Source organism: Arthrobacter sp. zg-Y895 (genome assembly GCF_020731025.1).
In the GTDB taxonomy this organism is placed as follows: Bacteria; Actinomycetota; Actinomycetes; order Actinomycetales; family Micrococcaceae; genus Arthrobacter_B.
The window spans coordinates 86,059-113,015 of record NZ_JAJFZY010000008.1; the positions used below are offsets into that span (position 1 = coordinate 86,059).

Annotated in this window: 26 protein-coding genes and 2 tRNA genes; 16 read left to right on the top strand and 12 right to left on the bottom strand. The window is 64.8% G+C overall.

Features of this window, described 5'->3' with window-relative positions:
• Nucleotides 1-70 precede the first annotated feature (70 nt).
• The 10 genes from LJ760_RS13355 to LJ760_RS13400 all read left to right on the top strand — a co-directional run bounded on the left by LJ760_RS13355 (nt 71) and on the right by LJ760_RS13400 (nt 6,433).
• On the top strand, nt 71-304 hold the full coding sequence (locus LJ760_RS13355) for a hypothetical protein (protein ID WP_227921083.1): 234 nt from the start codon (nt 71-73) through the stop codon (nt 302-304).
• 35 nt (nt 305-339) lie between these two features.
• Nucleotides 340-1,005: a nicotinate-nucleotide adenylyltransferase gene (nadD, locus tag LJ760_RS13360; protein ID WP_227921086.1), complete on the top strand. Its 666-nt coding sequence runs from the start codon at nt 340-342 to the stop codon at nt 1,003-1,005.
• Nucleotides 1,006-1,029: 24 nt separating this feature from the next.
• Nucleotides 1,030-2,325 (top strand): hypothetical protein, encoded by a 1,296-nt coding sequence (locus LJ760_RS13365; protein ID WP_227921088.1) that lies wholly within the window; start codon nt 1,030-1,032, stop codon nt 2,323-2,325.
• Nucleotides 2,326-2,349: 24 nt separating this feature from the next.
• Nucleotides 2,350-2,736 carry a ribosome silencing factor gene (rsfS, locus tag LJ760_RS13370; RefSeq protein ID WP_227921091.1) on the top strand — a complete coding sequence of 129 codons (387 nt, stop codon included), beginning with the start codon at nt 2,350-2,352 and terminating at the stop codon, nt 2,734-2,736.
• A 9-nt stretch (nt 2,737-2,745) separates the two neighbouring features.
• Nucleotides 2,746-3,429: a histidine phosphatase family protein gene (locus LJ760_RS13375; RefSeq protein ID WP_227921092.1), complete on the top strand. Its 684-nt coding sequence runs from the start codon at nt 2,746-2,748 to the stop codon at nt 3,427-3,429.
• A gap of 126 nt (nt 3,430-3,555) precedes the next feature.
• A tRNA-Ala gene (locus LJ760_RS13380) sits at nt 3,556-3,631 on the top strand.
• A gap of 49 nt (nt 3,632-3,680) precedes the next feature.
• A tRNA-Ala gene (locus tag LJ760_RS13385) sits at nt 3,681-3,756 on the top strand.
• 171 nt (nt 3,757-3,927) lie between these two features.
• Nucleotides 3,928-4,590 carry a nicotinamide riboside transporter PnuC gene (gene pnuC / locus LJ760_RS13390; protein ID WP_227921093.1) on the top strand — a complete coding sequence of 221 codons (663 nt, stop codon included), beginning with the start codon at nt 3,928-3,930 and terminating at the stop codon, nt 4,588-4,590.
• The gene (locus LJ760_RS13395; protein ID WP_227921094.1) at nt 4,587-5,693 is read left to right on the top strand and encodes an AAA family ATPase; all 1,107 of its coding nucleotides are present in this window, start codon (nt 4,587-4,589) and stop codon (nt 5,691-5,693) included. Before pnuC ends, LJ760_RS13395 begins: the two co-directional genes overlap by 4 nt.
• On the top strand, nt 5,693-6,433 hold the full coding sequence (locus LJ760_RS13400) for an NUDIX hydrolase (protein WP_227921095.1): 741 nt from the start codon (nt 5,693-5,695) through the stop codon (nt 6,431-6,433). Before LJ760_RS13395 ends, LJ760_RS13400 begins: the two co-directional genes overlap by 1 nt.
• 24 nt (nt 6,434-6,457) lie before the next feature.
• Here the strand turns inward: LJ760_RS13400 and LJ760_RS13405 are convergent, their stop codons facing one another.
• The 3 genes from LJ760_RS13405 to LJ760_RS13415 are packed head-to-tail and all read right to left on the bottom strand — an operon-like array spanning nt 6,458 to nt 9,731.
• Complete coding sequence (locus LJ760_RS13405; RefSeq protein WP_227921097.1) at nt 6,458-7,162, bottom strand: lysoplasmalogenase; 705 nt, start codon at nt 7,160-7,162, stop codon at nt 6,458-6,460.
• Nucleotides 7,163-7,218: 56 nt separating this feature from the next.
• On the bottom strand, nt 7,219-8,526 hold the full coding sequence (locus tag LJ760_RS13410; RefSeq protein WP_227921100.1) for a D-arabinono-1,4-lactone oxidase: 1,308 nt from the start codon (nt 8,524-8,526) through the stop codon (nt 7,219-7,221).
• Nucleotides 8,523-9,731 carry an amino acid deaminase/aldolase gene (locus LJ760_RS13415; RefSeq protein ID WP_227921102.1) on the bottom strand — a complete coding sequence of 403 codons (1,209 nt, stop codon included), beginning with the start codon at nt 9,729-9,731 and terminating at the stop codon, nt 8,523-8,525. The genes LJ760_RS13410 and LJ760_RS13415 overlap by 4 nt, the downstream gene beginning before the upstream one ends.
• Before the next feature lie 276 nt (nt 9,732-10,007).
• Here LJ760_RS13415 and LJ760_RS13420 point away from each other — a divergent pair, with 276 nt between their 5' ends.
• Nucleotides 10,008-11,105 (top strand): fatty acid desaturase family protein, encoded by a 1,098-nt coding sequence (locus LJ760_RS13420; protein ID WP_227921104.1) that lies wholly within the window; start codon nt 10,008-10,010, stop codon nt 11,103-11,105.
• Nucleotides 11,106-11,167: 62 nt separating this feature from the next.
• Entirely contained in the window at nt 11,168-12,241 is a 1,074-nt protein-coding gene (locus LJ760_RS13425) for an App1 family protein (protein WP_227921107.1), read from the top strand.
• Nucleotides 12,242-12,303: 62 nt separating this feature from the next.
• Here the strand turns inward: LJ760_RS13425 and LJ760_RS13430 are convergent, their stop codons facing one another.
• From LJ760_RS13430 to LJ760_RS13445, 4 genes are all read right to left on the bottom strand, one after another.
• A complete protein-coding gene (locus LJ760_RS13430; protein WP_227921109.1) occupies nt 12,304-12,729 on the bottom strand; it encodes a hypothetical protein in 426 nt (141 codons plus the stop codon).
• Between the two features lie 321 nt (nt 12,730-13,050).
• Nucleotides 13,051-13,929 (bottom strand): NmrA family NAD(P)-binding protein, encoded by an 879-nt coding sequence (locus LJ760_RS13435; RefSeq protein WP_227921111.1) that lies wholly within the window; start codon nt 13,927-13,929, stop codon nt 13,051-13,053.
• 110 nt (nt 13,930-14,039) lie between these two features.
• Entirely contained in the window at nt 14,040-15,140 is a 1,101-nt protein-coding gene (locus LJ760_RS13440; protein WP_227921113.1) for an FUSC family protein, read from the bottom strand.
• A 40-nt stretch (nt 15,141-15,180) separates the two neighbouring features.
• A complete protein-coding gene (locus LJ760_RS13445; protein WP_227921116.1) occupies nt 15,181-16,119 on the bottom strand; it encodes a LysR family transcriptional regulator in 939 nt (312 codons plus the stop codon).
• Nucleotides 16,120-16,569: 450 nt separating this feature from the next.
• Here LJ760_RS13445 and nrdH point away from each other — a divergent pair, with 450 nt between their 5' ends.
• The 4 genes from nrdH (at nt 16,570) to nrdF (ending at nt 20,575) form a co-directional block, all read left to right on the top strand.
• Nucleotides 16,570-16,815, top strand: a complete 246-nt coding sequence (nrdH, locus tag LJ760_RS13450; protein WP_146361766.1) for a glutaredoxin-like protein NrdH — start codon at nt 16,570-16,572, stop codon at nt 16,813-16,815.
• 98 nt (nt 16,816-16,913) lie between these two features.
• Nucleotides 16,914-17,411 carry a class Ib ribonucleoside-diphosphate reductase assembly flavoprotein NrdI gene (nrdI, locus tag LJ760_RS13455; protein WP_227921118.1) on the top strand — a complete coding sequence of 166 codons (498 nt, stop codon included), beginning with the start codon at nt 16,914-16,916 and terminating at the stop codon, nt 17,409-17,411.
• Entirely contained in the window at nt 17,408-19,546 is a 2,139-nt protein-coding gene (gene nrdE, locus LJ760_RS13460) for a class 1b ribonucleoside-diphosphate reductase subunit alpha (RefSeq protein WP_227922734.1), read from the top strand. The genes nrdI and nrdE overlap by 4 nt, the downstream gene beginning before the upstream one ends.
• 54 nt (nt 19,547-19,600) lie before the next feature.
• Complete coding sequence (gene nrdF / locus LJ760_RS13465) at nt 19,601-20,575, top strand: class 1b ribonucleoside-diphosphate reductase subunit beta (RefSeq protein WP_227921120.1); 975 nt, start codon at nt 19,601-19,603, stop codon at nt 20,573-20,575.
• 96 nt (nt 20,576-20,671) lie between these two features.
• Here the strand turns inward: nrdF and LJ760_RS13470 are convergent, their stop codons facing one another.
• From LJ760_RS13470 to phnC, 5 genes are all read right to left on the bottom strand, one after another.
• Nucleotides 20,672-22,087: a hypothetical protein gene (locus LJ760_RS13470; RefSeq protein ID WP_227921123.1), complete on the bottom strand. Its 1,416-nt coding sequence runs from the start codon at nt 22,085-22,087 to the stop codon at nt 20,672-20,674.
• Nucleotides 22,088-22,177: 90 nt separating this feature from the next.
• Nucleotides 22,178-23,146, bottom strand: coding sequence for a PaaX family transcriptional regulator (locus LJ760_RS13475; RefSeq protein ID WP_227921126.1), 969 nt, complete (start codon nt 23,144-23,146; stop codon nt 22,178-22,180).
• A 12-nt stretch (nt 23,147-23,158) separates the two neighbouring features.
• Nucleotides 23,159-24,439: a cytochrome P450 gene (locus tag LJ760_RS13480; protein ID WP_227921127.1), complete on the bottom strand. Its 1,281-nt coding sequence runs from the start codon at nt 24,437-24,439 to the stop codon at nt 23,159-23,161.
• Nucleotides 24,439-26,127, bottom strand: a complete 1,689-nt coding sequence (phnE, locus tag LJ760_RS13485; RefSeq protein ID WP_227921128.1) for a phosphonate ABC transporter, permease protein PhnE — start codon at nt 26,125-26,127, stop codon at nt 24,439-24,441. The genes LJ760_RS13480 and phnE overlap by 1 nt, the downstream gene beginning before the upstream one ends.
• Nucleotides 26,124-26,912 (bottom strand): phosphonate ABC transporter ATP-binding protein, encoded by a 789-nt coding sequence (gene phnC, locus LJ760_RS13490; RefSeq protein ID WP_227921129.1) that lies wholly within the window; start codon nt 26,910-26,912, stop codon nt 26,124-26,126. Before phnC ends, phnE begins: the two co-directional genes overlap by 4 nt.
• Nucleotides 26,913-26,957 lie beyond the last annotated feature (45 nt).

Here is a 26,957-nt window from a genome sequence, read left to right on the forward strand (position 1 = left end):
CGCGTACCATTGACTAAGAACCCGTTCCGCCGGCTGCCCGGCGGAACCTATCGATCTCTAGGGGAGATACATGCTGATCCAGCTTACGGGCGCCGTGTTTACTGCTGCCGAAGAACACCACGTTGAACTGCCGGCGTCTCCGTACGTCTACGGCGGAGTGATCTTTGCGGCACTGCTGCTGCTGATGCTGATCACGGTGTCCTTCTCCAACGTGGGCAACCGCCACACGGCCGAGCCGGAGCACGTTGACCCCCAGCGCCAGTTCCCCGACAAGCATGACCACGGCCAGGCCATCAGGGACTGACCCCGTACGTGGAGTCAGCGGAGGCGTTCTTCCCCATGGGTGAACCGCAGCGGACACAAAGCAACGGAAAGCGCAGATTCCGCCTCGGAGTCATGGGTGGAACGTTCGACCCCATTCACAACGGCCACCTGGTTGCGGCGAGTGAGGTTGCGTCCACGTTCGATCTGGACGAAGTGGTTTTTGTTCCCACCGGTGACCCGTGGCATAAACCGGCCGCCCAGCAGGTGAGTCCGGCAGAGCACCGGTATCTGATGACTGTCATCGCTACGGCATCGAACCCGCGGTTTACGGTGAGCCGGGTCGACATCGACCGGCCCGGCCCTACGTACACCATCGACACACTGCGCGATTTGAAGGCGGCGAGGCCCGAGGCTGACCTGTTCTTCATTACCGGCGCCGATGCCATGGCGCAGATCCTGTCCTGGAAAGACATCCAGGAGCTGTGGTCACTGGCGCGTTTCGTGGGGGTCACGCGGCCGGGACACGTTCTGGAGAACGTGGGCCGGGATGACGTCTTCCTGTTGGATGTGCCGGCCATGGCGATTTCGTCGACCGACTGCCGGCGCCGCGTGGCCGAAGGCAACCCCGTGTGGTACCTCGTGCCGGACGGGGTAGTGCAGTACATCGCGAAGCACCGTTTGTACGCCGCCGACAGGCAGGCTCCGAACTCCGCGGAAACCGAAACAGAACCAGTAGCGTAAATACAGATACCGGATGGGTAGGAAATGACTAACGGTCCAGAGTCCGCGCCGCGGCGCAGCCGCCGGGCGGCCGACGTACCCGTGGATTCCCCGGCCGGGCCGCGGGAACGTGAGTCCCAGCAGCGCGCCCGGGACCGGGAAGCGCTGCGTGCGTACAAGGCCCTGGCAGAGACGCCGGAGCGCCCTGACCCTGAGACCGCGCCGCCCACCCGACGGCAGCTGAGGCTGCAGCAGCAACAGCGCGCTGCGGCGGCGGGTACCGGGACCGGGTCGGCTGAGTTGCCCGCGGATGTCCCGGCCTCGCCGGACGCAACCGGACCGGTCGCTTCCGAACCGTCTCCAACGGCACCTGCCGGGACGTCGCTGCGTCGGGAACGACGCCGGCAATCGTCAGTGGCGGGCACGGACACCGAACCGGAGTCCCCGACGTCGGAACCGAGGGCTTTGGAAACGCAGGCCTCGGAACCGAAGGCTTCGGAAACGCACGCTCCGGAAAGGCAGCACGAGCAGGAATCCGGCTCCCGGGCATCCCGAAAGCAGAGCCGCCGCGCCGCACCGGCGTCGGCAACTCCGGCCGTTGCGGAAGGTACGGCTGCCGGCACCGACCCCAACGCCGACGTCGAGGGTATGAGCGTGGAACAGGCCCTGGCTGCCCGTCAGGCACTGGAGGGACAGGCCCGCAACCACGTTGCGGCCATGGAGGCCCTGCAGGTTGATGATCCGCAGGCCGTGGACCTGGAACTGCTGGCCCAGCAGAAGGCGCTGGCCGAACGTGCCAAGGTACTGAACCGCCGCACCCGTGCCATCGAGAAACTGTCGCAGGAAAACGAGCAGCGCAAACCGTCGCCGAGCGACCCGAGTACTGCCCACAACCTGGCGATGGTGACGCCGCTCGAGTTCGTGAAGGTCCCCGGGATGGAACATCCCGTGATGAAGGCGCCGCAGACCTCGCACATTCCGATTGTTACCTCGTCGACGCCGGTGGTGGATCCGGAGGCTGCTGCCGCGCGGACCCTGCCGGCGGTTCCTGCCCAGCGTCCGGCGTCCGTGCCGCGCCGGGTACCGGTAGGCGCCACCGACGTGCGCCATTCACGGATCCTCGCCCGCGCGGACGCGCTGGTCAATAAACCGGTTGAATCCGAGGAAGCTGCCGCCCCCATCGGTGCCCGCAGTGCCTTCGGACTTGACCCCCTAGATGTCATGACGGCCGGACTCGGCCGTACCCGGAGGCTGCGTTTTGCGGCCGCCGGTGTTGCAGGTCTGGGCACACTTGCCCTGATCGTCGGAGTACTAATGATCGTCGGCGGCCTTGGCGGCTGACCGATTACCCCAAGGAGACACACTTTGAGCGCCACCGAATCTTCCATCGACATTGCACGGGCGGCGGCCAAAGCGGCCTCGGCCAAGATTGCGGACGATATCGTCGCAATCGACGTGAGCGAACGGCTCGCCATCACCGATGTCTTCCTCATTGCCTCGGCATCGAATGAGCGCCAGGTCAACGCCATTGTTGACGGCATCGAAGAGGAACTGTCCAAGATGGACCTCAAGCCCGTGCGCCGTGAAGGACGCAGCGAAGGCCGTTGGGTCCTGCTGGACTACGCCAACGTCGTTGTGCACGTCCAGCACGAGGAGGACCGCGTGTTCTACGCCTTGGAGCGTCTGTGGAAGGACTGCCCCGAGGTTGACCTTCAGCTCGAAGACGCTCCTGCCGGCGCCGAGTCCGAATAGCCTGTGACCATGAGCGCCCCTGCCCCTTGGGATCCGGATTCCGCGTCGCGCCGGGTGGTTTTCTGGCGCCACGGACGTACGGAATGGAACCGGGCGGGGCGCTTCCAAGGGCAGCAGGATATTGCCCTTGACGCCACCGGCCTTCGGCAGGCTGCCGAGGCGGCTGCAGTGCTGCGGTTCCTCGAACCCGACGCGATTGTTTCCTCGGACCTGAGCCGTGCCCTGGGCACAGGCAGGGTCCTGGCCGCCGAGACCGGTCTTGAGGTTGCGGAGGACAAACGCCTGCGGGAAACGTTTGCCGGCACGTGGGAAGGGCGTACCTTCACACAGATCGCGGAGCAGGACGCACCGCTGCTGAGTGCCTGGTCGGCGGGAGTAGGCAGCGCCCGGGCGGGCGGCGGGGAAACGCGCGTCGACGTCGGCCGGCGAGTCGCCGAAGCCGTGGGGGAGGCCGTCAGGGAAGTGCCTGCCGGCGGCACGCTTGTGGCCGTAAGCCACGGAGGAGCCATCCGCGCCGGAATCTGCGCCTTGCTCGGTCTGCCTACGGAGTCCTGGGCGGTCATCTCGGGAGTATCCAACTGCCACTGGTCGGTCCTTCAGGAAATCCCGGACCGGCATGGGAATTCCGCCTGGCACCTGGCCCAGCACAACGTAGGCCTGGACTCGCTCCCCAGCGGCCCGGTGGAGGGCTGAAAGACCCTCTTTCCTGCCCGGCAGGGGAGCACTGAGTGGATTTTGCGCTCCTGTTGATTTGTACTAAGGTAGAGGAGTTGCTTCGCCCCGGTGAACGGAAAAGTGAAGTAAACAACCTTTAGTTTTGGGGCTGTGGCGCAGCTGGTAGCGCACCTGCATGGCATGCAGGGGGTCAGGGGTTCGAGTCCCCTCAGCTCCACCAAAACCTTCGGGAAGCCGGAGGGTTTGCGGTGGAAAATCACTGAAAGTTTGGGGCTGTGGCGCAGCTGGTAGCGCACCTGCATGGCATGCAGGGGGTCAGGGGTTCGAGTCCCCTCAGCTCCACCAACAAGACCGCTGGAACACGGGAAATCCTGTGTCCGGCGGTTTTTTAGTGCCCGGAATGCTCCGGTTCGTTGTGACGTAGCTCTCAATACTGGTCCGCACCAGGTCTTCCGTTCTCTCCCCATCGGCCCTAGGCTACTCATTGTCACACTGACAATAAATCAGGAGAGCGTCATGAATGCAGTACTGGACTGGATGAACTCGCCGGCAGCATCCCTGCTTGGAGCACCCGTCAGCTGGATCGAAGTCATCGGGTTCGTCACCGGTGCAGCCTGCGTCTACGGTGTGGCCCGGCAGAAGGCCTGGAACTGGCCCGTGGGCATCATCAACAACATCGCGTTTATGGTCCTCTTCTTCGGCGCCGGGCTTTACGGGGAGACTCTCCTGCAGGCCGTGTTCGCCGCCGTGTCCGTTTACGGGTGGTACAACTGGGTCCGCGGCGCCAAGAACACGGAGCAGAAAAGCGACCTGCCCATCCGTGACGCCAGCCGGAACGAGGTGATCGCCGGCATCGCCGCCGTCGTCCTGGCCACCGCGGGGATCGCCATGATCCTCACCCACGGAACCGACTCCGAGGTTCCCTGGCCCGATGCCTTCGTCCTGGCCGCGTCGCTCCTGGCCACTTACGCGCAGGCCAAGAAGATTTTCCAGCACTGGTACGTCTGGATTGCCATCGACCTCGTCAGCGTTCCGCTGTACTTCTCCCGCGGACTCAACCTCACCGGCGTCCTCTACATCGGTTTCACCGCACTTTGCGTCTACGGTCTGATCGACTGGAAGCGCACGCGCACCGCGGCCGCCAGCCCGGCTGCTGCAGCCGGAAAGATACCGGCATGAACCTGTTTGGACAGGGTGTCGTGATCGGCAAGTTCTATCCGCCGCACGTCGGCCACCGGCACCTCATTGCCCGGGCAGCGGAGCAGTGCACCAAGCTCGCAGTCGTCATCCTGAGCAGCAGGTTTGAGAGCATCACCCTTGAAGACCGGGTGAAGTGGCTTGCCGCCGAGTTCGCGGAGACCAACGTATCCGTGATCGGGATGCCTGATGACTGCCCCGTGGACTACAACTCCCGGACCATCTGGAAGGCGCATAACGAGGCATTGCGCATCGCCCTCAAGCTGAAGGGAATCACAACCGTCGACGCCGTCTTCAGCTCCGAGGATTACGGCAGCGAACTGGCGCAGGACTTCGGCGCGGCCCACGTCATGGTCGACAGGCTCCGCACCGCCTATCCCGTCAGCGGCACCCTCTGCCGGGATGACCTCAGCGCAGCCTGGCGGAACATCATCAAAGGTGCCCGGCAGGACCTGGCCGTGCGCATCATCGTCGTGGGAGCCGAATCCACCGGCACCACCACCCTCGCCCGGGCCCTGACCGAGCACTACCGGGCAAGCTTCCCCGAGCTCGTCGACGTTCCCGAATTCGGCCGCCAGTACACCTACGACAAGTTCGCCGCAGTGCAGGAAACAAAGCCCGACGCCGTCCTGTCGGACATGGTCTGGACCGCGGAGGATTTTGCCGTCATCGGTGAACGGCAGAACGAGATGGAAAACGAAGCCGCCGCGCGGTGTCCGCTGGTCATCGCCGACACGGATGTGATCACCACCTCCCTCTTTGAGCGGGTGTACATCGGTGAGCAAAGCTATGGTTCCTACCATGCCGTCGACCGGCTGCCCCGCCGCGACCTCTACCTCATTACCGACCACGACGGCGTCGCGTTCGAGGACGACGGCTGGCGCGAGGCCGAGCACCCCCGCGCCGAGATGACCGAGTGGTTCAAGGAGGAGCTCACGGCAGCCGGGCACTCCTGGATCCTCGTTTCCGGCACTCCGGAGGAGCGGATATCCACGGCAACTGGGATAATCGACCTCATCATCGCCCAGCGGAACCGCTTCACCTCACCGCCCTGGGCAAAGCGGACGGTACTGACAGGAGCCTGATGGCCACCGAAGAAGAGCAGTTCCTTCAGGACTACGCGCCCAGGGAGTATCCCTCCGTGGCGCTGACCGTGGATCTGGTCGTCTTCGCCGTCAAAGGAAGCACCCTCCATGCAGCATTCGTCCGCCGCGGAGGGCACCCCTTCAAGGCTGCCCTGGCGCTGCCCGGCGGCTTCGTGGGGGCGGATGAGGATGCCCTCACGGCCGCCTGGCGCGAGCTGCAGGAGGAAACCGGGCTGGATCTGGGGGCGCACCGCGCCTACGTCGAGCAGCTCGCCACCTACAGCTCACCTGTTCGTGACCCGCGCATGCGCGTCGTGTCCGTCGCCCACCTGGCGCTGCTCGCAACCGACGGCAGTGCCCTGCCGGCACTGAACCCGGGCACCGACACCGCAGCCGCGCAGTGGATGCCCGTGTATGACGTCCTCGCCAATGAGACGCTGGCCTTCGACCACCGCGAGATCCTCACCGCGGCCCTGGACCGCCTTGCGGGCAAGATCGAATACACCCTCACTGCAGCCAGGCTCCTGCCTGAGGAATTCGCCCTCTACCAGCTGCGCCGGGTGTACCAGGCCGTGTGGAACACGGACAAGCTCGACGCCGGGAACTTCACCCGCAAGATGACCGGCGCCCTGCGCGACACCGGACGCAAGGTCGTCCGCGGGAAGGGCGCCCCCGCAGCGGTGTTCACCGTCAAGGACGAGTACCTCAGCCCGCCGATGATACGGCCCGCGGAGGGATGAGGCGCTTCCGCCGGGACTGGACCCTCAGCGTCCGTCCCGCCAGGTCCGAAGCACCCCGGCAACAATAAGGGCCTGCCCCGCACAGTAGGTCAGCATGACCAGGGGATTGGTCCAGTCAGGCATCTGCTCGGGCAGGAAGATCCGGCCGGACAGGATCGTGTCCGAGGCCAGGAACAGCAGGCCGCCGGCTGCCACCATCGGCCGGCACCGCGCCGCCGTCGCCGCAGTGCCGGCGAGGACAATGCCGTACGCGGCCACGGCCGGGGCCAGACCGCCCAGCGCAGGCCACAGCACCACGAGCATCAGCACCCACCACAGCGGGAAGACCAGTGCCCACCGCGGGATTCTCCCTGCAGCGGCGTACCGGGCCAGGAGCCAGATGTAACAGACGTGGGCGAGCCCGAAGGAGCCGAGCATTACCGGCAGTTCCGGTGCCGACGGGAAGAACGCGGCCGCGCCGTCACCGATCCAGGAGAAGAACAGGGCCGTAAGCAATAGGGCCGCCGGCAGCATCCGGCCGGCAGGCCCGCGGACGACGCCGCGCGCGCCCCACAGGGCGGCGATGGCAAGCAACGGCATCAGGGTGAGCTTGGTGGGCTCGGCGATGTCGGTGGCTTCGACCGCCCGCGCCCCGATATGAACGGCAGAGGCTGCTGCGAACGGCAGGAAACCCCACCACCACGAGCGGGGCAGGACGGTGGTCTGGCTTTGGGCGGGCGCGGCGGTCACGGCACTCCTTCGGGTCGGCTGCAGACCATCGTACGGTGACTCCGGCGCGATGGCCGTTAGGCGCCCAGCACCCGGTCCAGATAGGCGTTGGCGAAGACCCGGTCCGGATCCAGCTGCTCCCGTACCGCCAGGAAGTCCTTGAAGCGCGGGTACCGCTCCGCCAGTGCTGCCGCCTCCAGCGAATGCAGCTTGCCCCAATGCGGCCGCCCGCCGTGGGCGAGCATAAGTTCCTCGACGGCGTTGAAGTACTCGGCGAAGTCCTCCCGGTAATAGCGGTGCACGGCAATATAGGCTGTCTCCCGGCCGTACGCGGTGGACAGCCAGCGGTCATCAGCCGCCGCCCAGCGGACCTCCACGGGAAACGAGATCCGCCAACCGCGCTCCTCGATCAGCTCCCGCAGGGCGGAGAAGGCCGGGGCCACGCTGTCCGCCGGAACGGCGTACTCCATCTCCCGGAACCTCACGTTGCGCCGGGTGGTGAAGACCCGCGCCGAGGCGTCCGAATAGTCCCGGCCGCCGAGCAGCCGTGCCGCTGCGGCGTTCACGGCAGGGACAACCGCCGGGACCGCACTGCCCACGGCACAGGTACCCCGGAACACGGTGTTTGCCAGCAGGGAGTCGTTAATCCAGCGCGCAGCGGGACCGGGCGGACGGCAGCGGGCAGAGCCGGGCAGGCGGGTGTTCGCCTTGGTGGCAGCGCGGCCGGTGTGCGGAAACCAGTAAAACTCAAAATGGTCGGTTGCCTTCACCCTGTCGTTTAGTCCCTCGAGCACATCCGCCAGGGGTTCGGATCGCTCCTCGGCCTTGAGTACGAATGCGGGTACGCACTGGAGGGTGACGTCGGCGATGACGCCCAGGGCGCCCAGTCCGAGGGCGACGGCCGGAAGCAGGGGATCGTCGCCGCGCACGCTGAGCAGGCCGCCGTCGGGCTGGACCACGGTCACGCCCACCACTTGGGTGGCCATCCCGCCGAACCCGGCGCCCGTTCCGTGCGTCCCGGTGGAAACTGCACCGGCGATGGACTGCCGGTCAATGTCGCCGAGGTTCGGCATTGCCAGTCCATAAGGTTCCAGCAGCGCCGGAATCCGATGCAGCCATGTGCCGGCCTGTAACCGCACCCGGAACCTTCCGGTGTCCGCTTCGACTACCCCCTGCAGGGCACTGAGATCCAGCTGGACGCCGTCGGTGGCGGCAATGTCGGTGAAGCTGTGGCCTGCCCCCACGGCCTTGACCCGCTGCCCGGCACCGGCCGCGTCGGCCACGCACCGCTGGAGGCCGGCGGTATCGAGCGGCCGCTCCACGCGGAGCGGTTCCGCAGTAACGTTCCGTCCCCAGTTTTCCCACCCGGGGCCCGCCGCCCTCACAGGAACGCCTTCCCCTCGCCGCGGTAGGTGGGCAACGTGTCCACGATCTTCCCGCCGTCCACGACCTGGTACTCGTTGAGGTGTTCGGCCGGCTCGCCGCTCTTGGCGTGCCGGAACCAGACGCGGTCACCGGGATGCAGCGTCCCGGCGGCCGCACCGCGCAGGGGAGTCTGTATCTCTCCCGCCCCCTCACGCGGGAGGAAACGCAGGTCCGGCGGCCAGACCGGACGCGGGAGGCGGCTGGCTCCCGGCGGCCCCGAAGCGATCCATCCGCCGCCCAGCACGGTAGCGGTGTCCGACGTCGGACGGCGGACGACGTCGAACGCGTAGGCTGCTGCGGGGGCCGGCGTAAACGCACGGTAGTTGTCGAACAGGTGTCCGCCGAAGAGTCCGGAACCGGCCGTAATCTCGGTGACCGCCGGGTCCGCGCGCGTGGCTTCGATGGAGCCGGTGCCGCCGCCGTTCACGAATTCGAGCGGGGCCAGATCGCGCAGCCGCCCGGCAATGAGCTGCCTGCGGCCGAGGAGCTCGGCCATGGACCGCGGCTGCAGGTGCCGCATCAGGACATTCCGTGGGCCTGCCCCGGGAACCGCATCGCCCACGCCGGCCACCTGGGCTTCGTACATCATCAAACCCACCAGCGCGAAGCCCGGCCGGGCGGCAATCCGGCGGCCCAGCCCGACGGCGTCGTCCGGGGTGTGCAGGGGAGACCGCCGGGTGCCGATGAAGCCCAGCGCCGGCGCCTGCCAGGAGGCATCCGCATCCAGGCAGATACGCACTTCCGGGCGCTTCCCCGCCGGCGCCAGGGCATCCACCAGGTCCAGCTGGGACTCGTCGTCGACCATCAGGGTTACCCGGGAGGCCAGCCGTTCGTCGCCGAGGAGCCGGGTGAGGGCCGCCCGGTCCGTGCTGGGATATCCCACCAAAACATCCGTGCACCGCTCCGCCAGCCAGAGGGCTTCGGAGAGTGTGTAACCGAAGACGCCCCGAAAACCGGGAAGCTGAAGCAGTGCCTCTATGACGCCGCGGACGCGGAGGGACTTGCTGGCAACCCGCAGGGGCACGCCGCCCGCGCGCCGGAGCAGGTCCGCAGCGTTGGACCGAAGAGCCTCCAGCCCCAGCACCGCCACCGGTGCGGGCAGTGCCGCGGTGGCCTCCGACAATGCGGGCCAATAGGTTTCGGGGGTCAGCCAGGGACGGGACACTGCTGTTCCGGATGGATCCGGTGTTCCCGGAAAGCCGGGCGGGAACAGTTGCAGAGGGGGAGCCGGAGTCCCGGCGTCGTTGCGGTTACCCATGGTGACCTCCGTTGTCTGCACCCACCCTAAACGCGGAACACCGCACCCTCCAGCACGCAACGCTCGGCAGCAGCAGCGCAATGTCACAGACAAACACCAGACTTCCGGGTTAGGGTGGTCACATCCGCAGAGCGAAACCGCTCGCCACGCCGACTGGGAAGTCGTACACCACCAGAAGGCCGCATGAGCTTAACCGCATCCTCCACTGCACCCGTTGAAGAAGTCCCGAGCGAAAAGAAGCCGCGCCGGAATAACGTCACCAGCACCTACTCCGGACTGCTCAAAGCCGTCCGCGACGAAGGCCTGCTGAAGCGCCGGAGCTCTTTCTACATCACCACTTTCGTGTTCCTGTGCATCGGCCTGGTTGCCGCTGCCACAGGGTCTTTCTTTATCGGGGAGAGCTGGTTCCAGCTGCTCATCGCCGCGGCGCTGGGCATCCTCCTGACGCAGCTCGCGTTTATTGCGCACGAGGCCTCGCACCGGCAGGTCTTCGAATCGGGGCCGGCTAATGACCGGGCCGGCAAGTTCGTGGCAAACGCCGTCGTCGGCATCAGTTACCAGTGGTGGATGAACAAGCACAGCCGGCACCATGCCAACCCCAACACGGTGGGCAAGGACCCGGACATCGACATGGACACCATTTCCTTCCTTCCGGAGCAGGCGGCACGGCAGAAGGGCTTCATGGCCTGGTTCGCACGCCGCCAGGGATGGCTGTTCTTCCCGCTGCTGATGCTGGAGGGCATCAACCTGCATGCGACGTCCATCAAGCACCTGTTTGCGAACAAGCAGGTCAAGGGACGCATTTCCGAACTGGTCATGGTCTTCACCCGCCTGGGCCTGTACCTGGCTGCCGTGTTCTTCTTCCTGCCGGTGGGAATGGCCTTCGCCTTCATCGGTGTGCAGCTGGCAGTCTTCGGCGTGTACATGGGTGCTTCGTTCGCCCCGAACCACAAGGGCATGCCGATTCTCCCCAGGGACTCCAAGGTCGATTTCCTTAGCCGCCAGGTTCTGACTTCCCGGAACATTGTGGGCCGCGGCATGAACACCCTGATGGGTGGACTGAACTACCAGGTGGAGCACCACCTGTTCCCGAGCATGCCCCGGCCGTCGCTGGCCCGGGCCAGCGAACTGGTGAAGGAACACTGCTCCAAGCATTCCATCCCTTACACCGAGACCACGCTCGTGCAGTCCTACGCCATTGTGGTTCGGTACCTCAACGAGGTGGGGCTCTCCGCCCGGGATCCGTTCGACTGCCCGGTCCGGTCAAAGTACCGCATCTAGCGTGCTGATCCTCCGGAGCAACGGCAAATACCTGCGATCGAAGCATCTGACAGACTAGGAATATGACAAAAAACCCCGCAGACCGTCCGGCAGACAAAACCCCGGCGGCCCACCTCGGCATGCGCATGGAGGATTCCCTGCATGCGTGGCGCGATGAACGTGCCCGGAAGCGGGGGGACGTGCAGATAGTCCTTCCCTTCACCGGATACGGCTCCACGGAATGGGTGCGCGTACTTGGCCGGGTCATCCTGGCCAAGCCCGGTTATTTCGACGGCGCTGAAAAGTCGATGGCGTCCAAGGCGATCGCCGACGGGATCCGCGGCTGGCGGAACTTCATGAGCCCGCCGGTCAACAAAGCCACGGTCACCGTGGTTGTGGGCGACCAGAAGCATGTGGTCACCGCGGACCGAGGGGGAGTGGTTGACGCCGTCCTTCCTGCGGATCTTGCTCCGGGCTGGACCACCGTCCTGCTCCGTTCCGAAGACGGCGAGGAAACCACCGCGCCGGTCTACGTGGTGGATCCCGCAGCCGAGGTGGGCGTGGTGTCGGACATTGACGACACCATCATGGTCACCGCCCTTCCACGGCCGATGCTGGCAGCCTGGAACACCTTTGTCCTCGATGAGCACGCCCGAACGCCCACGCCGGGAATGGCTGTGATGATGGACCGCCTGGCACGGGAAAACCCCGTGGGCCCGGTGCTCTACCTCTCGACCGGCGCCTGGAACGTCGCCGCTACGCTGACCCGGTTCATTACCCGCAACCTGTATCCGGCCGGTCCGCTGCTGCTGACCGACTGGGGTCCCACCACGGACCGCTGGTTCCGCAGCGGCCAGGCGCACAAGCGCAGCCAGCTGGAACGGCTGGCCCAGGAATTCCCGGACATCAAGTGGCTGCTGATCGGCGATAACGGCCAGCACGACGAAGAAATCTACGCCGACTTCGCCCAACGCCACCCGGAGAACGTCCGGGCCATTGCCATCCGCCAGCTGTCAGCCGGCGAAGCGGTGCTGGCCGGTGGACGGACGGGCAAGCCGGGGGAGACCCCGGTGGACGTCCCCTGGATCTACGCGCCCGACGGCGCCGGGATGGCCCGTCAGCTCGCGGAGCTCGGGCTGCTTACCGACGAGGGGTAGTTCCCGCTTTCAAGAATCGGCTCGTGCCCTGGGAGGTCCCAGGGCACGGGCCGTTTGGCGTTTTAGGGCAGTTCTGCCTCAGTGATCGTCATTCCCCAGGGAACGCCTTCCGCCCCGGTCACCGCCACGTCAATGATGCCTGCGGCGGGCCGCACATCCACCGTCGCGGTGGTGGTTGCGCCCTCCTGCCCACAGGAGAACGTCACAGGGCCGATGTTCGCAACGTCAACGGTGACGGTGCTGGCCTGGGCACAATTTGCGTGGAAGGTAAGGGCCTCGGCACCACTGCGGAGACCATGGACGGCGAAACTGCCGCCGTCCGCGTCCTCCATCTGGGTAACGAGGACAGCTGCACCCGGGTCCGGCGCCGAGACCGGGAAGGCCGATCCGGACGGGGCCCGCGGGCTCTGGGTTACCGGGGTCTCCGGGGCAGCGGAACCTTCCGCTGTTTCTGCCGTTTCGGCTGCCGAACAGCCGGACAGGAACATAGCGCCAAAAGTAAATGCGGCAATTGCCGGCAGTGCGATTCTGCGCTCTTTCACTAACATTGGTTCCCCCTTTTTAGTGGGGAGGCCCTCCATGTTGTCTAACCCGGATTTCCGGGCGGCTGACCCCTACGGATGGTGCTTAGCGGTACGCAGTTCAAATGGTGTTTCTATGTGGAGTCTTGCTTTTCCGCCGGACAGTGTCAACCTTTACGGGCCCATTCCAGGGGTGCCCCTGTGCCCTGGTCACGCGCTATTCCGCGCTTTTAGCGGTGATTAAACTAATTTCCGACAACGGTGTTTCCGGGGGTATTTTCCCTTGGTTTAACGGTGCGAATTCAGGGCCGGGCGAAGGACATCGTAAGCCCACGCCGCCAGGGAGGTGGGGGTGGAGGTCATCAGGCTGCGCGGGTCCTCCGGGGTGAAGTCCAGCTGCCCGCGGGACATCCCCAGGATCCCCTCAATCCGGACCTCCGTTAGTCCGGCACCGCGCAGCATGCCGGCATACTCCGTCTCGGATATCTGCTCCGCGGCCAGCGGGCGGCCGACGGCGGCACCAACAATTGCGGCTATCTCCCGGAGCGACAGGTCCTGCGGACCGAGGACTCCCAGGGTGTGCCGGCCGTGCCAGTCCGTGGCGAGCAGCCGCGCGGCTGCGACGTCACCAATGTCCCGCGGATCGACCCACGGCATCCGGTGGCCCACCGGGAGGATACTGATCAGCACGCCGGCGCGCACGGAGTCCAGGTCAGCGAGCAGGTTGGTGAAGAAATAGCCGCAGCGCAGGTGCGGCACGTGTGCGCCCGTACCGTTCAGCAGTACTTCGGTGCGGGCCAGCCCGTCCACTTCGCCGAACCCGCTGCGGACCTCGGCTCCCACACTGCTCTGGAACACCACGCGCGGAACGGCATTGGCGGTCACCGCTGCGGCGGCCGTTTCCCCGAACCGCTCATAGCCGTCCAGCGGGTCGTCGTCATCGCTGGGCGGATCCACCCAGTACAGGGCATCTGCGCCGAAGGTGGCACGCAGGACGGCGTCCTCATCGTCCTGGTTGCCCTCCACCAGGTCGCAGAACCGCCGGAGTCCGGGCTCCAGCCGGGAGGCATCCCGCAGCAGGGTCGTCGGCCGGACGCCTGCCTGGATGAGCAGCCTTAGGACCCGGGAACCAACGTGCCCCGTGGGCGTGGTGACAACAATCTTCATGGCGCTGTCCCTTGTCCGGCGGCATCCTTGGTGCGGCGCGGCCTGGTTGCGGTCTCTGCTGCGGGGGAGTCTAACGGTCCGCCCGCACGGCAGGAAAGGGAGGCGCGGGGCTATGCGTCGCCGTCGGACTCCGTGTTGATGATCCGCAGGATGCGGCGCAGGTCCATGGCCAGGGCCGCCGTCGCGTCCACGGGGCTGTCGGCCGAGCCTGAGGTGTTGACCAGGCGCACCAGCTCCACGAGCGCCTCGGTTGCCGTGGAGTGCTCCTCGCTTTCCGGATCCCAGGCCTCCACCGCTTCGGCGCAGCCGTTCACTGCCTTGGCCAGCGGTACGGTCAGGGCGGCCGGGACAGCGACGTTCTGCGGATTCCGCCAGATGGCGTCAGTGAGGACTTCGGTCATATCCTTCACATGCCGGGTGGCACGTTCCATGGCCCGCAGCGCCCGGTAGTCGGCAGTGAAATCACGGCTGTACTTGCGGCTGCGGATGTTTCCGTGCCGGCTGGTGTCCGCCAGCTCCACGGCTTCCCGGACCTCCTTGGTCAGGGTATCCAGTTCGCTCTCGCGCTGGGACCAGTCCTCGTGTTTGGGCGGCCAGGTTTCCTCCAGCGCCGTCCCCATGTCCCGCAGCTGCCGCGCCAGCGATTTCCGCAGCGTCACCAGCCCGTTGACGGCGCCGTTCAGGTGCAGGGGCGGGAAGACGAGGGCGTTTACGGCCAGCCCGACAATAACGCCGACCAGCATCTGCACGCCGTAGCCGAACGAGTAGCCGTCCGGATCATCACCGCCCAGGAGCAGCACGAACAGCGCAGCCATCGGCACGTATTCCCGGCCGGACGCGCCCAGGAAGGACAACCCGCCGAGCAGCACGCCAATGCCGACGATCACGGATATGGTCCAGACATTCGGGGTGCCGATCAGCAGGGCCCCCAGCGCCAAAAGCATGCCGGTCACCAGGCCCGCGAGGGTTTCCATGCCGGTGCGGAAGGAACCGGAGACGGTGGGGTACATGCTGACAATGGCGCCCAGCGGAGCGTAATACGGGTACTGCGAAGCCACCCCCGGCACATGCGGGGCAAGTGTCCAGGCTATGCCGACAGCGAGGGTGGCCTTGAAGGCGAGCTGGAAGCGGGTGACGCGCAGGACTCCGGTTACCCGGTTGGTAACGGCACTCAATGACCGTTTGGGGATGGTTTTTTCGCCAGTGGTCATGTTTCGAGTATGGCCCGGGCCCAACTCAGGAAACGACTTTTCAGCCCTGCCGGGCACCGGATGTGGGGAGCGGCACTATGCTCCGGCGGCCCAGCACATCGGCCAGCCGGTCCAGGAACAGCCGGACCTGGACGTTTTGTTCGTGGATCAGCAGGGCAAAGATGCTGCGTGCCAGCCGGATTTCGGGGACATCCAGCACCACTGTGCCGGCCGGCCGGTTCAGCATCGCCAGTTCCGGCACCAGCGCCGCGCCAAGGCCCGCGGAAGCCATGGCCAGGCTGGCGTTGAAGTCATCGCAGTATGCGGCCACCTGCGGGTGGAGGCTGCAGCTGGCGAAGAGCCGCTCAATCACCAGGGCATCGGGGGTACCTGGATGATGCATGATCCAGGGCATCCCCGCCAGCTGCTCGGCCGAGACCTCGGCACCGCTTTGGATGCCCCAGGACTCGGGCAGCACCACACGGAAATTATCGTCGCCCAGCCAGCGGCGGCTGATGGAGGACGGCCAGGCCAGTCCGCCCTGGCCCACCTGGTACACCAGTGCGACGTCGAGGTTCCCTCCCGTGCGCAGGCCCTGGATGGTCTGTGCGGGTTCGGCGACGGAAAGCAGCAGGTCAATTCCCAGATCCCGCCACTGGGGCGAGGCCAGCAGTTCCGGCAGGGCGAAGGTGGCCAGGCTGGGGAAGATGCCCAGGCGGAGCACCTCCGAGCTGCCCGGTCCGGGACGGGCCGCTGCCGCCAGGAGGGCATCCATGTCGGTGAGCACCTTGACGGCGTGCCGGGCCATAACGACGGCGGCTTCCGTGGGGGAGGCGGTGCGGGCGGAACGCTCGAACAGGCGCGCACCGGTGTCCTTCTCCAGGGCGGACATCTGCTGGGACACTGCCGAGGCCGTGTAGCCCAGCCGCAGGGCGGCTCCGGCAAACGACCCGGTGCGGAGGACCTCCAGCAGCGTCTTCAGGTGCACGGGGTTCACCATCCTGCCCCTCCTTCCTCGCCCCTGCGGGGCCGACCACAATATCTAGTGTTGGCGGGTACTAGACCCGACACGCCCACGGTACGCGACACGCGTGAATCTTGCCTGCCTCGTCACATGTGCATCGCGTTCTGCACAGGCTGTGGAGAACCCCCGCCGGGCCGCGGGAATCCCGCCTATTTACGCGGCATCCCCTGTGCACAAACTGTGGACGGCGGCCCCGTGTAATGACATACTTGTAATACATCATGTAGGGGTTCCACCTTGGGGGGCGCACTAGATGTAGTGTCTGGGCATGGAACTGGATGTAGTATCTAGGAACAGACTTCGAGAGCTTCACCAAGCTCCACAAGCAACTTTTTGAACACGACGAACGTCCAGTATCGCCGGCTTCATCAGGCACCATCCAGCATCACAGAACAGACTTCACGCTTCACTAGGGGAGACCACGCCATGACCGTTACGGTTTACACCAAGCCCGCCTGCGTACAGTGCAACGCCACTTACCGTGCCCTCGACAAGAAGGGCATTGTGTACCAGAGCGTGGACATGTCGCAGGACCCCGAGGCCCTCGAGCGCGTCCGTGCCATGGGCTACATGCAGGCACCCGTTGTCGTCACCGAGCAGGACTCCTGGTCCGGCTTCCGGCCCGACAAGATCGAAGAGCTGGCCCAGGCACAGGTTTCCTCCGTAGCCTAGGGAACCGCCGGGCCCCGTCCGGCTTCCCGCCGCAGCACCTCGCATCACGCACCACCCGCGCAACACCCGTCAGGAGCGCAGCAACCATGGCACTGGGGATGGCAGACCAAGCCGGCTTTGCGCCGGCATCGGCATCCGCAGGGGATGGACAACCGGAAACGGACGCCTCCCTGATTTACTTCTCCTCAGCCTCCGGGTATACCCGCCGCTTTGTGGAAAAGCTCGGGATCTTCGCGGCGGCTCTCCCGCTCCACACCTCCCAGCCCACACTGCTGGCTACCCGGCCCTACGTACTGCTGCTTCCCACCTACGGTGGAACGGCAGCACAGCCGGGGGCCGTGGCCCGGGGCGCCGTTCCCAAGCAGGTCATCAAGTTCCTGAACAACGAGCGCAACCGCTCCTTGATCCGGGGTGTGATCGGGGCGGGCAACACAAACTTCGGGGACTCCTATTGCCTCGCGGCGGACATCATCGCCGTGAAGTGCCAGGTCCCCGTGCTGTATCGATTTGAACTCATGGGCACGTCCGAGGACGTTGCCAAGGTTAACGAAGGATTGGAAAAGTTTTGGACACATCAGTCGCAGAAGCCGGCATGACGGACTCCAAGGAGCTCCCGGAGGCTTACAAGGACCTGGGCTACCACGAGCTCAACGCCATGCTGAACCTGTACGGCAAGAACGGAGAGATCCAGTTCGACGCCGACCGCGCTGCTGCGCGCCAGTACTTCCTCCAGCACGTTAACAACAACACGGTCTTCTTCCATGACCTGGAAGAGAAGCTGGAATACCTGGTCAAGAACGACTACTACGAGCCGGAAACGCTCGACCAGTACTCCATGACCTTCATCAAGGAGCTGTACACCCGCGCCTACAAGAAGAAGTTCCGCTTCGAAACCTTCCTCGGCGCGTTCAAGTTCTACACCTCGTACACGCTGAAGACCTTCGACGGCAAGCGTTACCTGGAGCGCTACGAAGACCGTGTCTGCATGGTTGCCCTGCACCTGGCACGCGGCGACGAGCAGCTCGCCACGCAGATGGTGGACGAAATCATCGAGGGCCGCTTCCAGCCGGCCACCCCCACGTTCCTCAACGCCGGCAAGGCCCAGCGCGGCGAGCTCGTCTCCTGCTTCCTGCTGCGTATCGAAGACAACATGGAGTCCATCGGCCGCTCCATCAACTCCGCGCTGCAGCTCTCCAAGCGCGGCGGCGGCGTCGCCTTTGCGCTGACCAACATCCGCGAGGTCGGCGCGCCGATCAAGCAGATCGAGAACCAGTCCTCGGGCGTCATCCCCGTGATGAAGCTCCTTGAGGACAGCTTCTCCTACGCGAACCAGCTCGGTGCCCGCCAGGGTGCCGGTGCCGTATACCTGCACGCCCACCACCCGGACATCAACCGGTTCCTCGACACCAAGCGTGAGAACGCCGACGAGAAGATCCGCATCAAGACCCTCTCCCTCGGCGTCGTCGTCCCGGACATCACCTTCGACCTGGCCAAGCGCGACGAGGACATGTACCTGTTCTCGCCGTACGACGTCGAGAAGGTCTACGGCATGCCGTTCTCCGACATCTCGGTCACCGAGAAGTACTACGAGATGGTGGACGATTCCCGGATCAAGAAAACCAAGATCCGTGCCCGCGAGTTCTTCCAGACCCTCGCCGAGATCCAGTTCGAGTCCGGCTACCCGTACATCATGTTCGAGGACACGGTGAACCGGGAGAACCCGATCGACGGCAAGATCATCATGTCCAACCTGTGCTCGGAAATCCTCCAGGTTTCCCAGCCCACCACGTACAACGATGACCTGTCCTACGACGAGACCGGCAAGGACATCTCCTGCAACCTCGGCTCGCTGAACATTGCCAAGACCATGGACTCGCCGGACTTCGGCCGGACCATCGAGACGGCTATCCGCGCGCTGACCGCCGTTTCGGACATGAGCCACATCGGTTCGGTTCCGTCCATTGCCAAGGGCAATGACATGTCGCACGCCATCGGCCTGGGCCAGATGAACCTGCACGGCTACCTGGCTCGCGAGCGGGTCTATTACGGTTCCGAAGAAGGCATCGACTTCACGAACATCTACTTCTACACGGTGGTCTACCACGCCGTGCGGGCGTCGAACCTGCTGGCCATCGAGACCGGCCGCAAGTTCGCCGGCTTCGAACGCTCCAAGTACGCCACGGGGGAGTACTTCGACAAGTACACCAACCAGGAATGGGCACCGCAGACCCAGCGGGTCCGCGAACTGTTCGACGGCGTGCACATCCCCACCCAGGCTGACTGGGAGGCGTTGAAGGCTTCGGTCATGGAACACGGCATCTACAACCAGAACCTGCAGGCCGTGCCGCCCACCGGCTCGATCTCCTACATCAACAACTCCACCTCCTCCATTCACCCGGTGGCGTCGAAGATCGAGATCCGCAAGGAAGGCAAGCTGGGACGCGTTTACTACCCGGCTCCGTACCTGACGAACGACAACCTGGAGTACTACCAGGATGCGTACGAGATCGGCTACGAGAAGATCATCGACACCTACGCCGCTGCAACCCAGCACGTGGACCAGGGCCTGTCCCTGACGCTGTTCTTCAAGGACACCGCAACCACCCGCGACATCAACAAGGCGCAGATCTACGCCTGGCGCAAGGGCATCAAGACCATCTACTACATCCGCCTGCGCCAGCTCGCGCTGGAAGGCACCGAGGTTGAGGGCTGCGTTTCCTGCATGCTGTAAGGCCTGCCCGAACTGCATTCCCTTCCCCGAACTTTTGAAGACAAGGAATTATTCATGACCGAGAAGCTGAAGCTGATCGACGGCGTCCAGGCGATCAACTGGAACCGGATCCAGGATGAGAAGGACGTTGAGGTCTGGAACCGTCTGGTCAACAACTTCTGGCTGCCGGAGAAGGTGCCGCTGTCCAACGACGTCCAGTCCTGGGCCACGCTGACTCCGGATGAGCAGCAGCTCACCATGCGTGTGTTCACCGGGCTGACCCTGCTGGACACCATGCAGGCCACCGTCGGTGCCGTCTCGCTGATCCCCGATGCGCTCACCCCGCACGAGGAAGCGGTCTACACGAACATTGCGTTCATGGAGTCCGTGCACGCCAAGAGCTACTCCTCGATCTTCTCCACCCTGGCTTCCACCAAGGAGATTGACGAGGCCTTCCGCTGGTCCACGGAGAACCCGAACCTGCAGAAGAAGGCGCAGATCATCACGGATTACTACCGCGGCGATGATCCCCTGAAGCGCAAGGTGGCTTCCACCCTGCTGGAGTCCTTCCTCTTCTACTCGGGCTTCTACCTGCCGATGTACTGGTCCTCGCGGGCCAAGCTCACAAACACGGCCGACCTGATCCGCCTGATCATCCGTGACGAGGCAGTACACGGCTACTACATCGGCTACAAGTACCAGCGCGGCCTGGAGACGGTTCCCGTGGAGCGCCGCGAGGAACTGAAGGACTACACGTACGAGCTGCTCTTCGAGCTGTACGAAAACGAAGTCCAGTACACGCATGACCTGTACGACGGCGTCGGCCTGGCCGAGGACGTCAAGAAGTTCCTGCACTACAACGCCAACAAGGCGCTGATGAACCTGGGCTACGAGGCCATGTTCCCGTCCACCCTGACGGACGTGAACCCGGCGATCCTCTCGGCCCTGTCCCCGAATGCCGACGAGAACCACGACTTCTTCTCCGGCTCCGGATCTTCCTACGTGATCGGCAAGGCCGTGAACACGGAAGACGACGACTGGGACTTCTAGTGGGCGTCTGATCCACCTGAACAACTACGGCCCTCCGTCCGAGCAACGCTCGGATGGAGGGCCGTATTGCTGCCACCGGGACCGCCGGAAAACCGTTTAGTTCCCCCTCTCGCCGCGCAGCATCTCATCGGGCTTGAAGGTGGCAAAAGTGCCGCCCCGCTCCAGACCGGACTCTTCCGCTATGGTGTCTGCCAGCCGGTTAAGTGCCGCTGGATGCGCCACATTCGCCCACCTTCCGGTCTCGAGCCGGCGCTGGAGACTAGTGACGGCGGCGGCAACTTCCGAGTCGGCGTAATTGCAGTGCCCCGGCCGGTCGACGAAGGCCTGTCGGAGCAACCGATTGTCGCCATTGGCCCTGACACGGGACGCATATGTTCCCGCCTGCGTAACGGTGGGTGCCGTATCCCCGGTCTCATGGAGGGACAGCACCGGTCCGGAAAGCTCTCCCCTAGGGGTGGCGTTGGCCTGCATGTAGGCCAATGCGCCGGGATCGGCGGTAATCCGGTCACTGGCCGCCAGGGTCTTGAGGTCTTCTTTCAGGGAGATGCCGGCCTGGGAATAGAGGTCGCGGACCAGCTTGGAGTTCCCCGAATGAATCAGTGACCCGGCATAGTCGACCCCGGTGTTCCAGGAGAAGTTTCCGCCCGCCCGTCCTTCAAGCGGCTGCCGGGGAGAGATGACGCCGAACATAAAGGCTGAGTACATCTGCTGCTGTTGAGCGGCATAGTCCTTTGGTGACGGCCGCGGATCCTCCGGCTGGGTCCACCCCGGAATCTGTGCGACGGCGGCCGCCAAAGCGATTCTGGCCCGGCCAGCCGGTGTAGCCTGCGCTTCGTCCAGCACTTGGCGGAAGGCTGCCTGCCGCGTTTGCTCATCAGTGACGTTCACGAGTTCCAGGCGTGGGTCGTCGGGGGCGAGGAGCATCTTCAGGATGAAGGCGCCGTCGAGGCTGCCGTTGAGCATAGGCACCGCACCGGCAACGGATCCGCACAGCGGCAGTGCTGCATCAACCTCTGCGGGATAGGCCTCCATACTGGCCACGGACGTGAGTCCGCCCATGGATGCGCCCCAGGCGATGACGGATCCGGGTTCCCCCATATTCTCCTCTATCACGGCAGCGACTGCGGGTTGGTTGGCGATCAACTCCTCTACTGCCCATCCACCCGTCGCCGCGGTGGTTCCCGCGAGGGCATACCCCTGGTCCAGAAGCCAGCGCCGAAGCTCGTCAGACGGAGCGGCTGCGGGTTCAGCACCGGCACCGCCACCGTAGCCGGGATTCCAGATCAGCGCGGTGCCGTTCCAGTGGGTTGGTGCATACAGGACGTAGCGGCCACCCTGGGGCAAGTCGCCGCGGAATTCGGCGGTCCCGGCGGCGGCCGCCGGGGATGTCGCTGGGTTCGGCGAGGCGGTGGCCGTCGACGCCGGGATAAGGCAGAGGGCGCACGCGACGCCGGCGGCTATGACAGCGCCGGGGCGTCGGGCGGAATGGGAGGTTGGGGTGCGGTATGGCATGTTCGTCCTTCCAGTAGCACGTCTGTTCAGCGCGCGGCAATGGAGATGCATAACGGGAGGACGGCGGCACCGCAGGGCATAGACCGGGAATCAGTCCTCCGAGAGAAGGGAAGCCGATGCAGCGAACGTATGGTGCGTGATCCGCTCAGCCAACTGCTCGTCGTGTACACGAAGTATCCGGCGAACACCTGCCTCGGCCGCTGGACCAAGGCTGTCATAGAGGGCGGCGCAGGCAGCAACGGCCCGGTGCAGGGGAAAACCGGCCCCCAGCAGTTCATGAGGCAGGTGGGGATCCTGCCTGCGGAGGGTGCGCCAATCCGCCATCAGGGAGGTCCGCAACCGGAGGGCCTCGTCCCCTGACCGTTCCGATGAACCCGGCGGCAACCCCAGCACTGCTTCCGGTCCCTGCTCCAGCTTCTGGGCGAAAGGCTCCCACCGATCGATGAAAGCGGCGTAGTCCGCGGCCAGCTCCGGGAGGCCGAAGGCAGCGTGTATCGCGTCCAGCCCCGTGCCCTCGGGCAGCTTCGCTTCGGTAAAAACAGTCAGGTGGCCCTGGTTCAGCTGTGCTCCCAGGTTCGCCTGGAGCTCGACGACGGATTCGAGCTGGTTGCCGGGCCTGATCCATAGTGCGTCGTAGAGATTTCCAAAGTGAAGCTGGCGCAACTGGTCGCGCAGCAGCCGCCGCGTACCCCTGGCGTCCTCCGGAAGCGAGTATCCCACCAGCGTCCATGTGCCGTCCCACGGCTGGGCGACGTGGCCCATGAAGAGGGCACGGACGTGGTAATTGATGCGTTCGCGGCTCATGGGTGACACCCCATATGCCGTCTGGCGTCCTGCCTTCGTTCCGGTCAGGAACCCTCTCTGGGCCAGGCGTTGAATCGCCGCTCGTCCGCCTGTTGCTGTAATCCCGAAGACCTGGAGCAACTCGACAAGCGCAGCCGAGGGGATGGGCTCTTTCCGTGCGTGCCAGTAATCTCCCAACAGGACCGTCAGTAGCTGCTGCGAACGGGCGCCGTTCTGGAAGCGTGGAAGAACCGGCACGGATGTGGACGTGGGCATGGGACGATTCTGTCATTCGCCCGGCCCGCTGGAAGCGTCGGCGTTGCCCGTGTCCGGTGTGACCCGCAGTCGAAGCGGGACGGCTCGGGGTCCGTACTCCAGCCAGTTCATCATCACGACATCACCCGCCAGTTCAAAGGCCTCCGTGTGTTCGAGAAGCACCTCCAATGCGATGAGCAGTTCCAGCCGTCCCATGGTTGCCGCGGGACACTTGTGCGCACCGCGCCCAAAGGCCAAATGCGAGTTGTTCGGTCTCCGCAGCACAAAATCGTCCGGACTCGCAAAGACCCCTTCATCCCTGTTCCCGGACGGGAAAATGAGGGCAATGGGCTCGCCTTCGCGGACCGGCCGCCCGTGGACTTCCGTGTCTCGGCTGGCTGTTCTCGCGAAGACCCGGTAGGGGGCGTGGAGCCGGAGGAACTCTTCTATGGCAGGAGCAAGGTCTTCCGGGTGCTCCCGCAGATGCTGCTGAAGGACCTGGTCCTGTGCAAGATGCACCAGACAGCTGCCGAGAACGGCCTGTGGTGCGCCCATGCCGGCTACGATCATCTGCCGGATCGTGGCTATTGCTGTCCGCTCGCTGATATGGTTCTCCGGATTCAGGGCAGCCTGGTGAAGACTGGAGACGAGGTCCCGCTCTGGGTCGGCGCCGGCTTCCACCCGCTCCCGGTACACCTGCTCCGCTATCGTGTAGAGCTCAGTACTGCATTGCCCGATGACGTCGTCATCCATGTCCTGGATGGCGAAGGAGTATCGGACTCCGATGTCCCGGATACGCCGGGCGAGGGAGGCCGGCACGGCCAGGAAAGCGGCGAAGCAGTCCATGACATAGGGGGCTGCAAAATCCCGGACGCCGTCGGCGTCGTCGCTGAGGAAGAGCGACTGCACCAGCTCCCGTGCACTCGCTCGAAAGGCTTCTTCGTGCTCCCGGACCACTGAACGGCGCAGGACGGGGTCAATTGCTTCACGGTAAGCGGTGTGTTCCGGCGGATCGAAATGCAGGGGAGGCCTGCGGGAGGATCTGGGGACATGAGGAACCACGTTCTGCACGGAGGTGATGAAAAGTTCATCGTCCTGCGTAATGCGGACAATATCCTCGTAGGTTGTTGCCGACCAGAAGCCGCCGAAGTCATCGCTCCACGGGAAGGGATTGCTTCGGCGCAGCTCTGCGTAATCCTGGTGGGCACTGCCGAACGTCTCGTCCATGGCGGGAGACCACTCCGCGGCGCGTCCCCCGGATGCGGGGGCGCCGGCCGAGGCCGGCGAAGCGTTGCCATAAGGGCATGGGGACATTAGATAACCTTTCTGCGGGCCCAGCGGGCCACCGATTCAAGAGCGATGACCACAACAATGAGGCCGATAAGGATGCCGGCTGTCTGCTGGTAGTGCAGGGTCGCCACGGATTCGTCCAGCAGGAAACCCACGCCACCGGCACCAACGATTCCCAGCACGGCTGACTCGCGCAGGGCCAGGTCCGAAGTAAAGAGGCTGTTTCCAATGAAACTGGGAACAAACTGCGGCCAGACCCCGCTGACGAACACCTGAACCCGGTTCGCTCCCGTCGCCTCAAGGGCCCTTAGCGGTGCAGGGTCAACGTTATGCAGGGAATCCGTGAAGAACTTGGACGCCAAAGCCGTGCAGGAGATCGTCAGAGCCAGGAAACCGGCGAACGGTCCAAGTCCCAAAGCGGCAACGAAAATCAGGGCGTAGATAATGTCGGGGATGCCCCGGACGAAAACCACCAGGCCGCGCAATGCAAATGCCAGCGGGGCGAAGCGCACCAAATGCCGGGTGGACAGTACGGCGATAACGAGGCCGATCAGCACTCCGAAAAACGTGGCAGTGAACGCCATGATGACGCTTTCGAAGATCCCAAGCAGGATGTCCTGGGTGAATACGGGAGGGACAAAACCGGCGAGTAGGGCAGTGGCGTTGCCCCAGGCCTGTCCCAACCGGGCAGGATTCACGGAAAGCTGACCCAGCGAGAAGAGGAAAAGGCAGGCGGCCGCCGCGCCGGCGCCGGTGCGCAGCAGCCTTGACCGGTTCCATCCCGGCGTGGCCGCTGTTTTGCCGGCTGCAAAGAGCCGGGACTCGGTGTGTTCATCTGCGTGCTCGGCCACCGCACGCTGAACGAGGTAGGCAATCAGTTCAAGGATCAGGAGGAGGACGACGATGGCCAGGATGATGCCCGCTGCCCTGCGGTAATTCAGGGACCCGATGGCAGTCTGCAGCGCAACACCGATACCGCCGGCCCCGACCAGCCCGAGTACGGCAGAGGCACGGACATTGATGTCCAGGCGGTAAATCACTAGCGATGCAGCGGCCGGCAGGGCTCGTGTCAGCGTGGTGGAAACAAAGTTCTGCATGCGGTTCGCGCCGACGGCGGCAATTGCTTCATGCGGAGCCGGAGTTTGTTCTTCAAAGACGTCGGACATCATCTTTCCGATCATGCCGACGGAATGGAACGCGATGGCCAGTGCGCCGGCGAGCGGTCCCAGACCGAAAATACGGACGAAGAGGATGGCAAAGATCAGTGACGGGACGGCTCTGGTGACGATAATGATGCCTTGGGCAAACCACCGGACTGCCCGAGGGCCAGTGAAGTGCCGTGATGCCGCCGCTGCCAGGAAAACCGACGCGATTGCCGCCAGCCCCGTTCCAGCCAGGGCGATCCAAAGTGTTTCAAGCAGCAGGGTCAGGAGAGCCGGTACGGGACCCGTGGTGGGAGGAACCATCCTTTGAAGCAGCCGGCCGATGTCCCCGAGTCCAGCGGCCACCGCGGCAGGGCGGATGTCGATCCACCAGATGCCGAAGACCGTCACAGCGAGGTAAGCCAGCGGAATGCCGAGCGTCGCTGCGGATACGCGCGGTCGCCCGCCGGGGGTTGGCTTCGGTGTGCCGTTGCTCCCGGGGTCGAACTGCCGTTCCGCCCCCGCCACTGCCCGGCCGGCTTCGTCGATACTGTCCGTGGAGGCACTCATGCAGTGCGGCCTTTCGCCTTCTCGTAAATGGCGCGGACAGCAGCCTCCGAGGTAGCCGGGGTGGGGGTGTCGAGGATGAGGGAGCCGTCACGGACCGCCACCACCCGGTCTGATACCTGCAGGGCGAGGTCAACCTGATGCAGGGAACAAATAACCGTAAATCCGTCCTCTGCACTGACCTTCTTCAGGGTGTTCAGGACCGAGAGGCTGGCACTGGGGTCCAGCGACGCCACCGGCTCGTCGGCGAGGACAATGCGGGCATCCTGCATCAGTGTCCGCGCTATGGCTACCCGCTGCTGCTGCCCGCCCGAAAGCGTGTCACAGCGTTGGAACCTCTGATCGGCCAAGCCAACCCGTTCCAGGTTCGCTACTGCTTTCTCCCGCAGCGGCCGGGGATAGGTTGAAATCCCGTAGCGGGGCATCTTGAGCGATCCCAAAGCCCCCATCAGCACGTTTTCCATTGCGCTGAGGCGGCCCACCAAGCCGAATTGCTGAAAAACAAAGCCGACGCGCGTCCGCAGCTTCCGCAGGTTCTTTCGGCCGCACGTGGCCGGGTTTACGCCTAAGACGGTCACACTGCCCCCGGTGGGGCTATGGCTGCCGTTGATCAGCCGGAGAAGCGTGGACTTGCCGGCGCCGGAGGGTCCGACGAGGGCGACAAACTGCCCCGGATGCACATCCAGGTTTACCTCTCGGAGGACGGTCTTGGCCCCGAAGCTCATGCTTAGATCCGTGAGGAGCAGACTGGGGGCGGTGTTGGTGTCGTTCGGGGACTGGGGGGCCACGGTGTGATGTCCTGACTCAGGCGGGGGCAGGGGAGCAGGCATTGC

What these genes read in the sequence shown, in the direction of transcription:
- LJ760_RS13355 (WP_227921083.1), top strand. Translation starts at nt 71, where the DNA reads ATGCTGATCCAGCTTACGGGCGCCGTGTTTACTGCTGCCGAAGAACAC.
- nadD (WP_227921086.1), top strand. Translation starts at nt 340, where the DNA reads ATGGGTGAACCGCAGCGGACACAAAGCAACGGAAAGCGCAGATTCCGC.
- LJ760_RS13365 (WP_227921088.1), top strand. Translation starts at nt 1,030, where the DNA reads ATGACTAACGGTCCAGAGTCCGCGCCGCGGCGCAGCCGCCGGGCGGCC.
- LJ760_RS13375 (WP_227921092.1), top strand. Translation starts at nt 2,746, where the DNA reads ATGAGCGCCCCTGCCCCTTGGGATCCGGATTCCGCGTCGCGCCGGGTG.
- pnuC (WP_227921093.1), top strand. Translation starts at nt 3,928, where the DNA reads ATGAATGCAGTACTGGACTGGATGAACTCGCCGGCAGCATCCCTGCTT.
- LJ760_RS13395 (WP_227921094.1), top strand. Translation starts at nt 4,587, where the DNA reads ATGAACCTGTTTGGACAGGGTGTCGTGATCGGCAAGTTCTATCCGCCG.
- LJ760_RS13400 (WP_227921095.1), top strand. Translation starts at nt 5,693, where the DNA reads ATGGCCACCGAAGAAGAGCAGTTCCTTCAGGACTACGCGCCCAGGGAG.
- LJ760_RS13420 (WP_227921104.1), top strand. Translation starts at nt 10,008, where the DNA reads ATGAGCTTAACCGCATCCTCCACTGCACCCGTTGAAGAAGTCCCGAGC.
- LJ760_RS13425 (WP_227921107.1), top strand. Translation starts at nt 11,168, where the DNA reads ATGACAAAAAACCCCGCAGACCGTCCGGCAGACAAAACCCCGGCGGCC.
- LJ760_RS13430 (WP_227921109.1), bottom strand. Translation starts at nt 12,729, where the DNA reads ATGTTCCTGTCCGGCTGTTCGGCAGCCGAAACGGCAGAAACAGCGGAA.
- LJ760_RS13435 (WP_227921111.1), bottom strand. Translation starts at nt 13,929, where the DNA reads ATGAAGATTGTTGTCACCACGCCCACGGGGCACGTTGGTTCCCGGGTC.
- LJ760_RS13440 (WP_227921113.1), bottom strand. Translation starts at nt 15,140, where the DNA reads ATGACCACTGGCGAAAAAACCATCCCCAAACGGTCATTGAGTGCCGTT.
- LJ760_RS13445 (WP_227921116.1), bottom strand. Translation starts at nt 16,119, where the DNA reads ATGGTGAACCCCGTGCACCTGAAGACGCTGCTGGAGGTCCTCCGCACC.
- nrdH (WP_146361766.1), top strand. Translation starts at nt 16,570, where the DNA reads ATGACCGTTACGGTTTACACCAAGCCCGCCTGCGTACAGTGCAACGCC.
- nrdI (WP_227921118.1), top strand. Translation starts at nt 16,914, where the DNA reads ATGGCAGACCAAGCCGGCTTTGCGCCGGCATCGGCATCCGCAGGGGAT.
- nrdE (WP_227922734.1), top strand. Translation starts at nt 17,408, where the DNA reads ATGACGGACTCCAAGGAGCTCCCGGAGGCTTACAAGGACCTGGGCTAC.
- nrdF (WP_227921120.1), top strand. Translation starts at nt 19,601, where the DNA reads ATGACCGAGAAGCTGAAGCTGATCGACGGCGTCCAGGCGATCAACTGG.
- LJ760_RS13470 (WP_227921123.1), bottom strand. Translation starts at nt 22,087, where the DNA reads ATGCCATACCGCACCCCAACCTCCCATTCCGCCCGACGCCCCGGCGCT.
- LJ760_RS13475 (WP_227921126.1), bottom strand. Translation starts at nt 23,146, where the DNA reads ATGCCCACGTCCACATCCGTGCCGGTTCTTCCACGCTTCCAGAACGGC.
- LJ760_RS13480 (WP_227921127.1), bottom strand. Translation starts at nt 24,439, where the DNA reads ATGTCCCCATGCCCTTATGGCAACGCTTCGCCGGCCTCGGCCGGCGCC.
- phnE (WP_227921128.1), bottom strand. Translation starts at nt 26,127, where the DNA reads ATGAGTGCCTCCACGGACAGTATCGACGAAGCCGGCCGGGCAGTGGCG.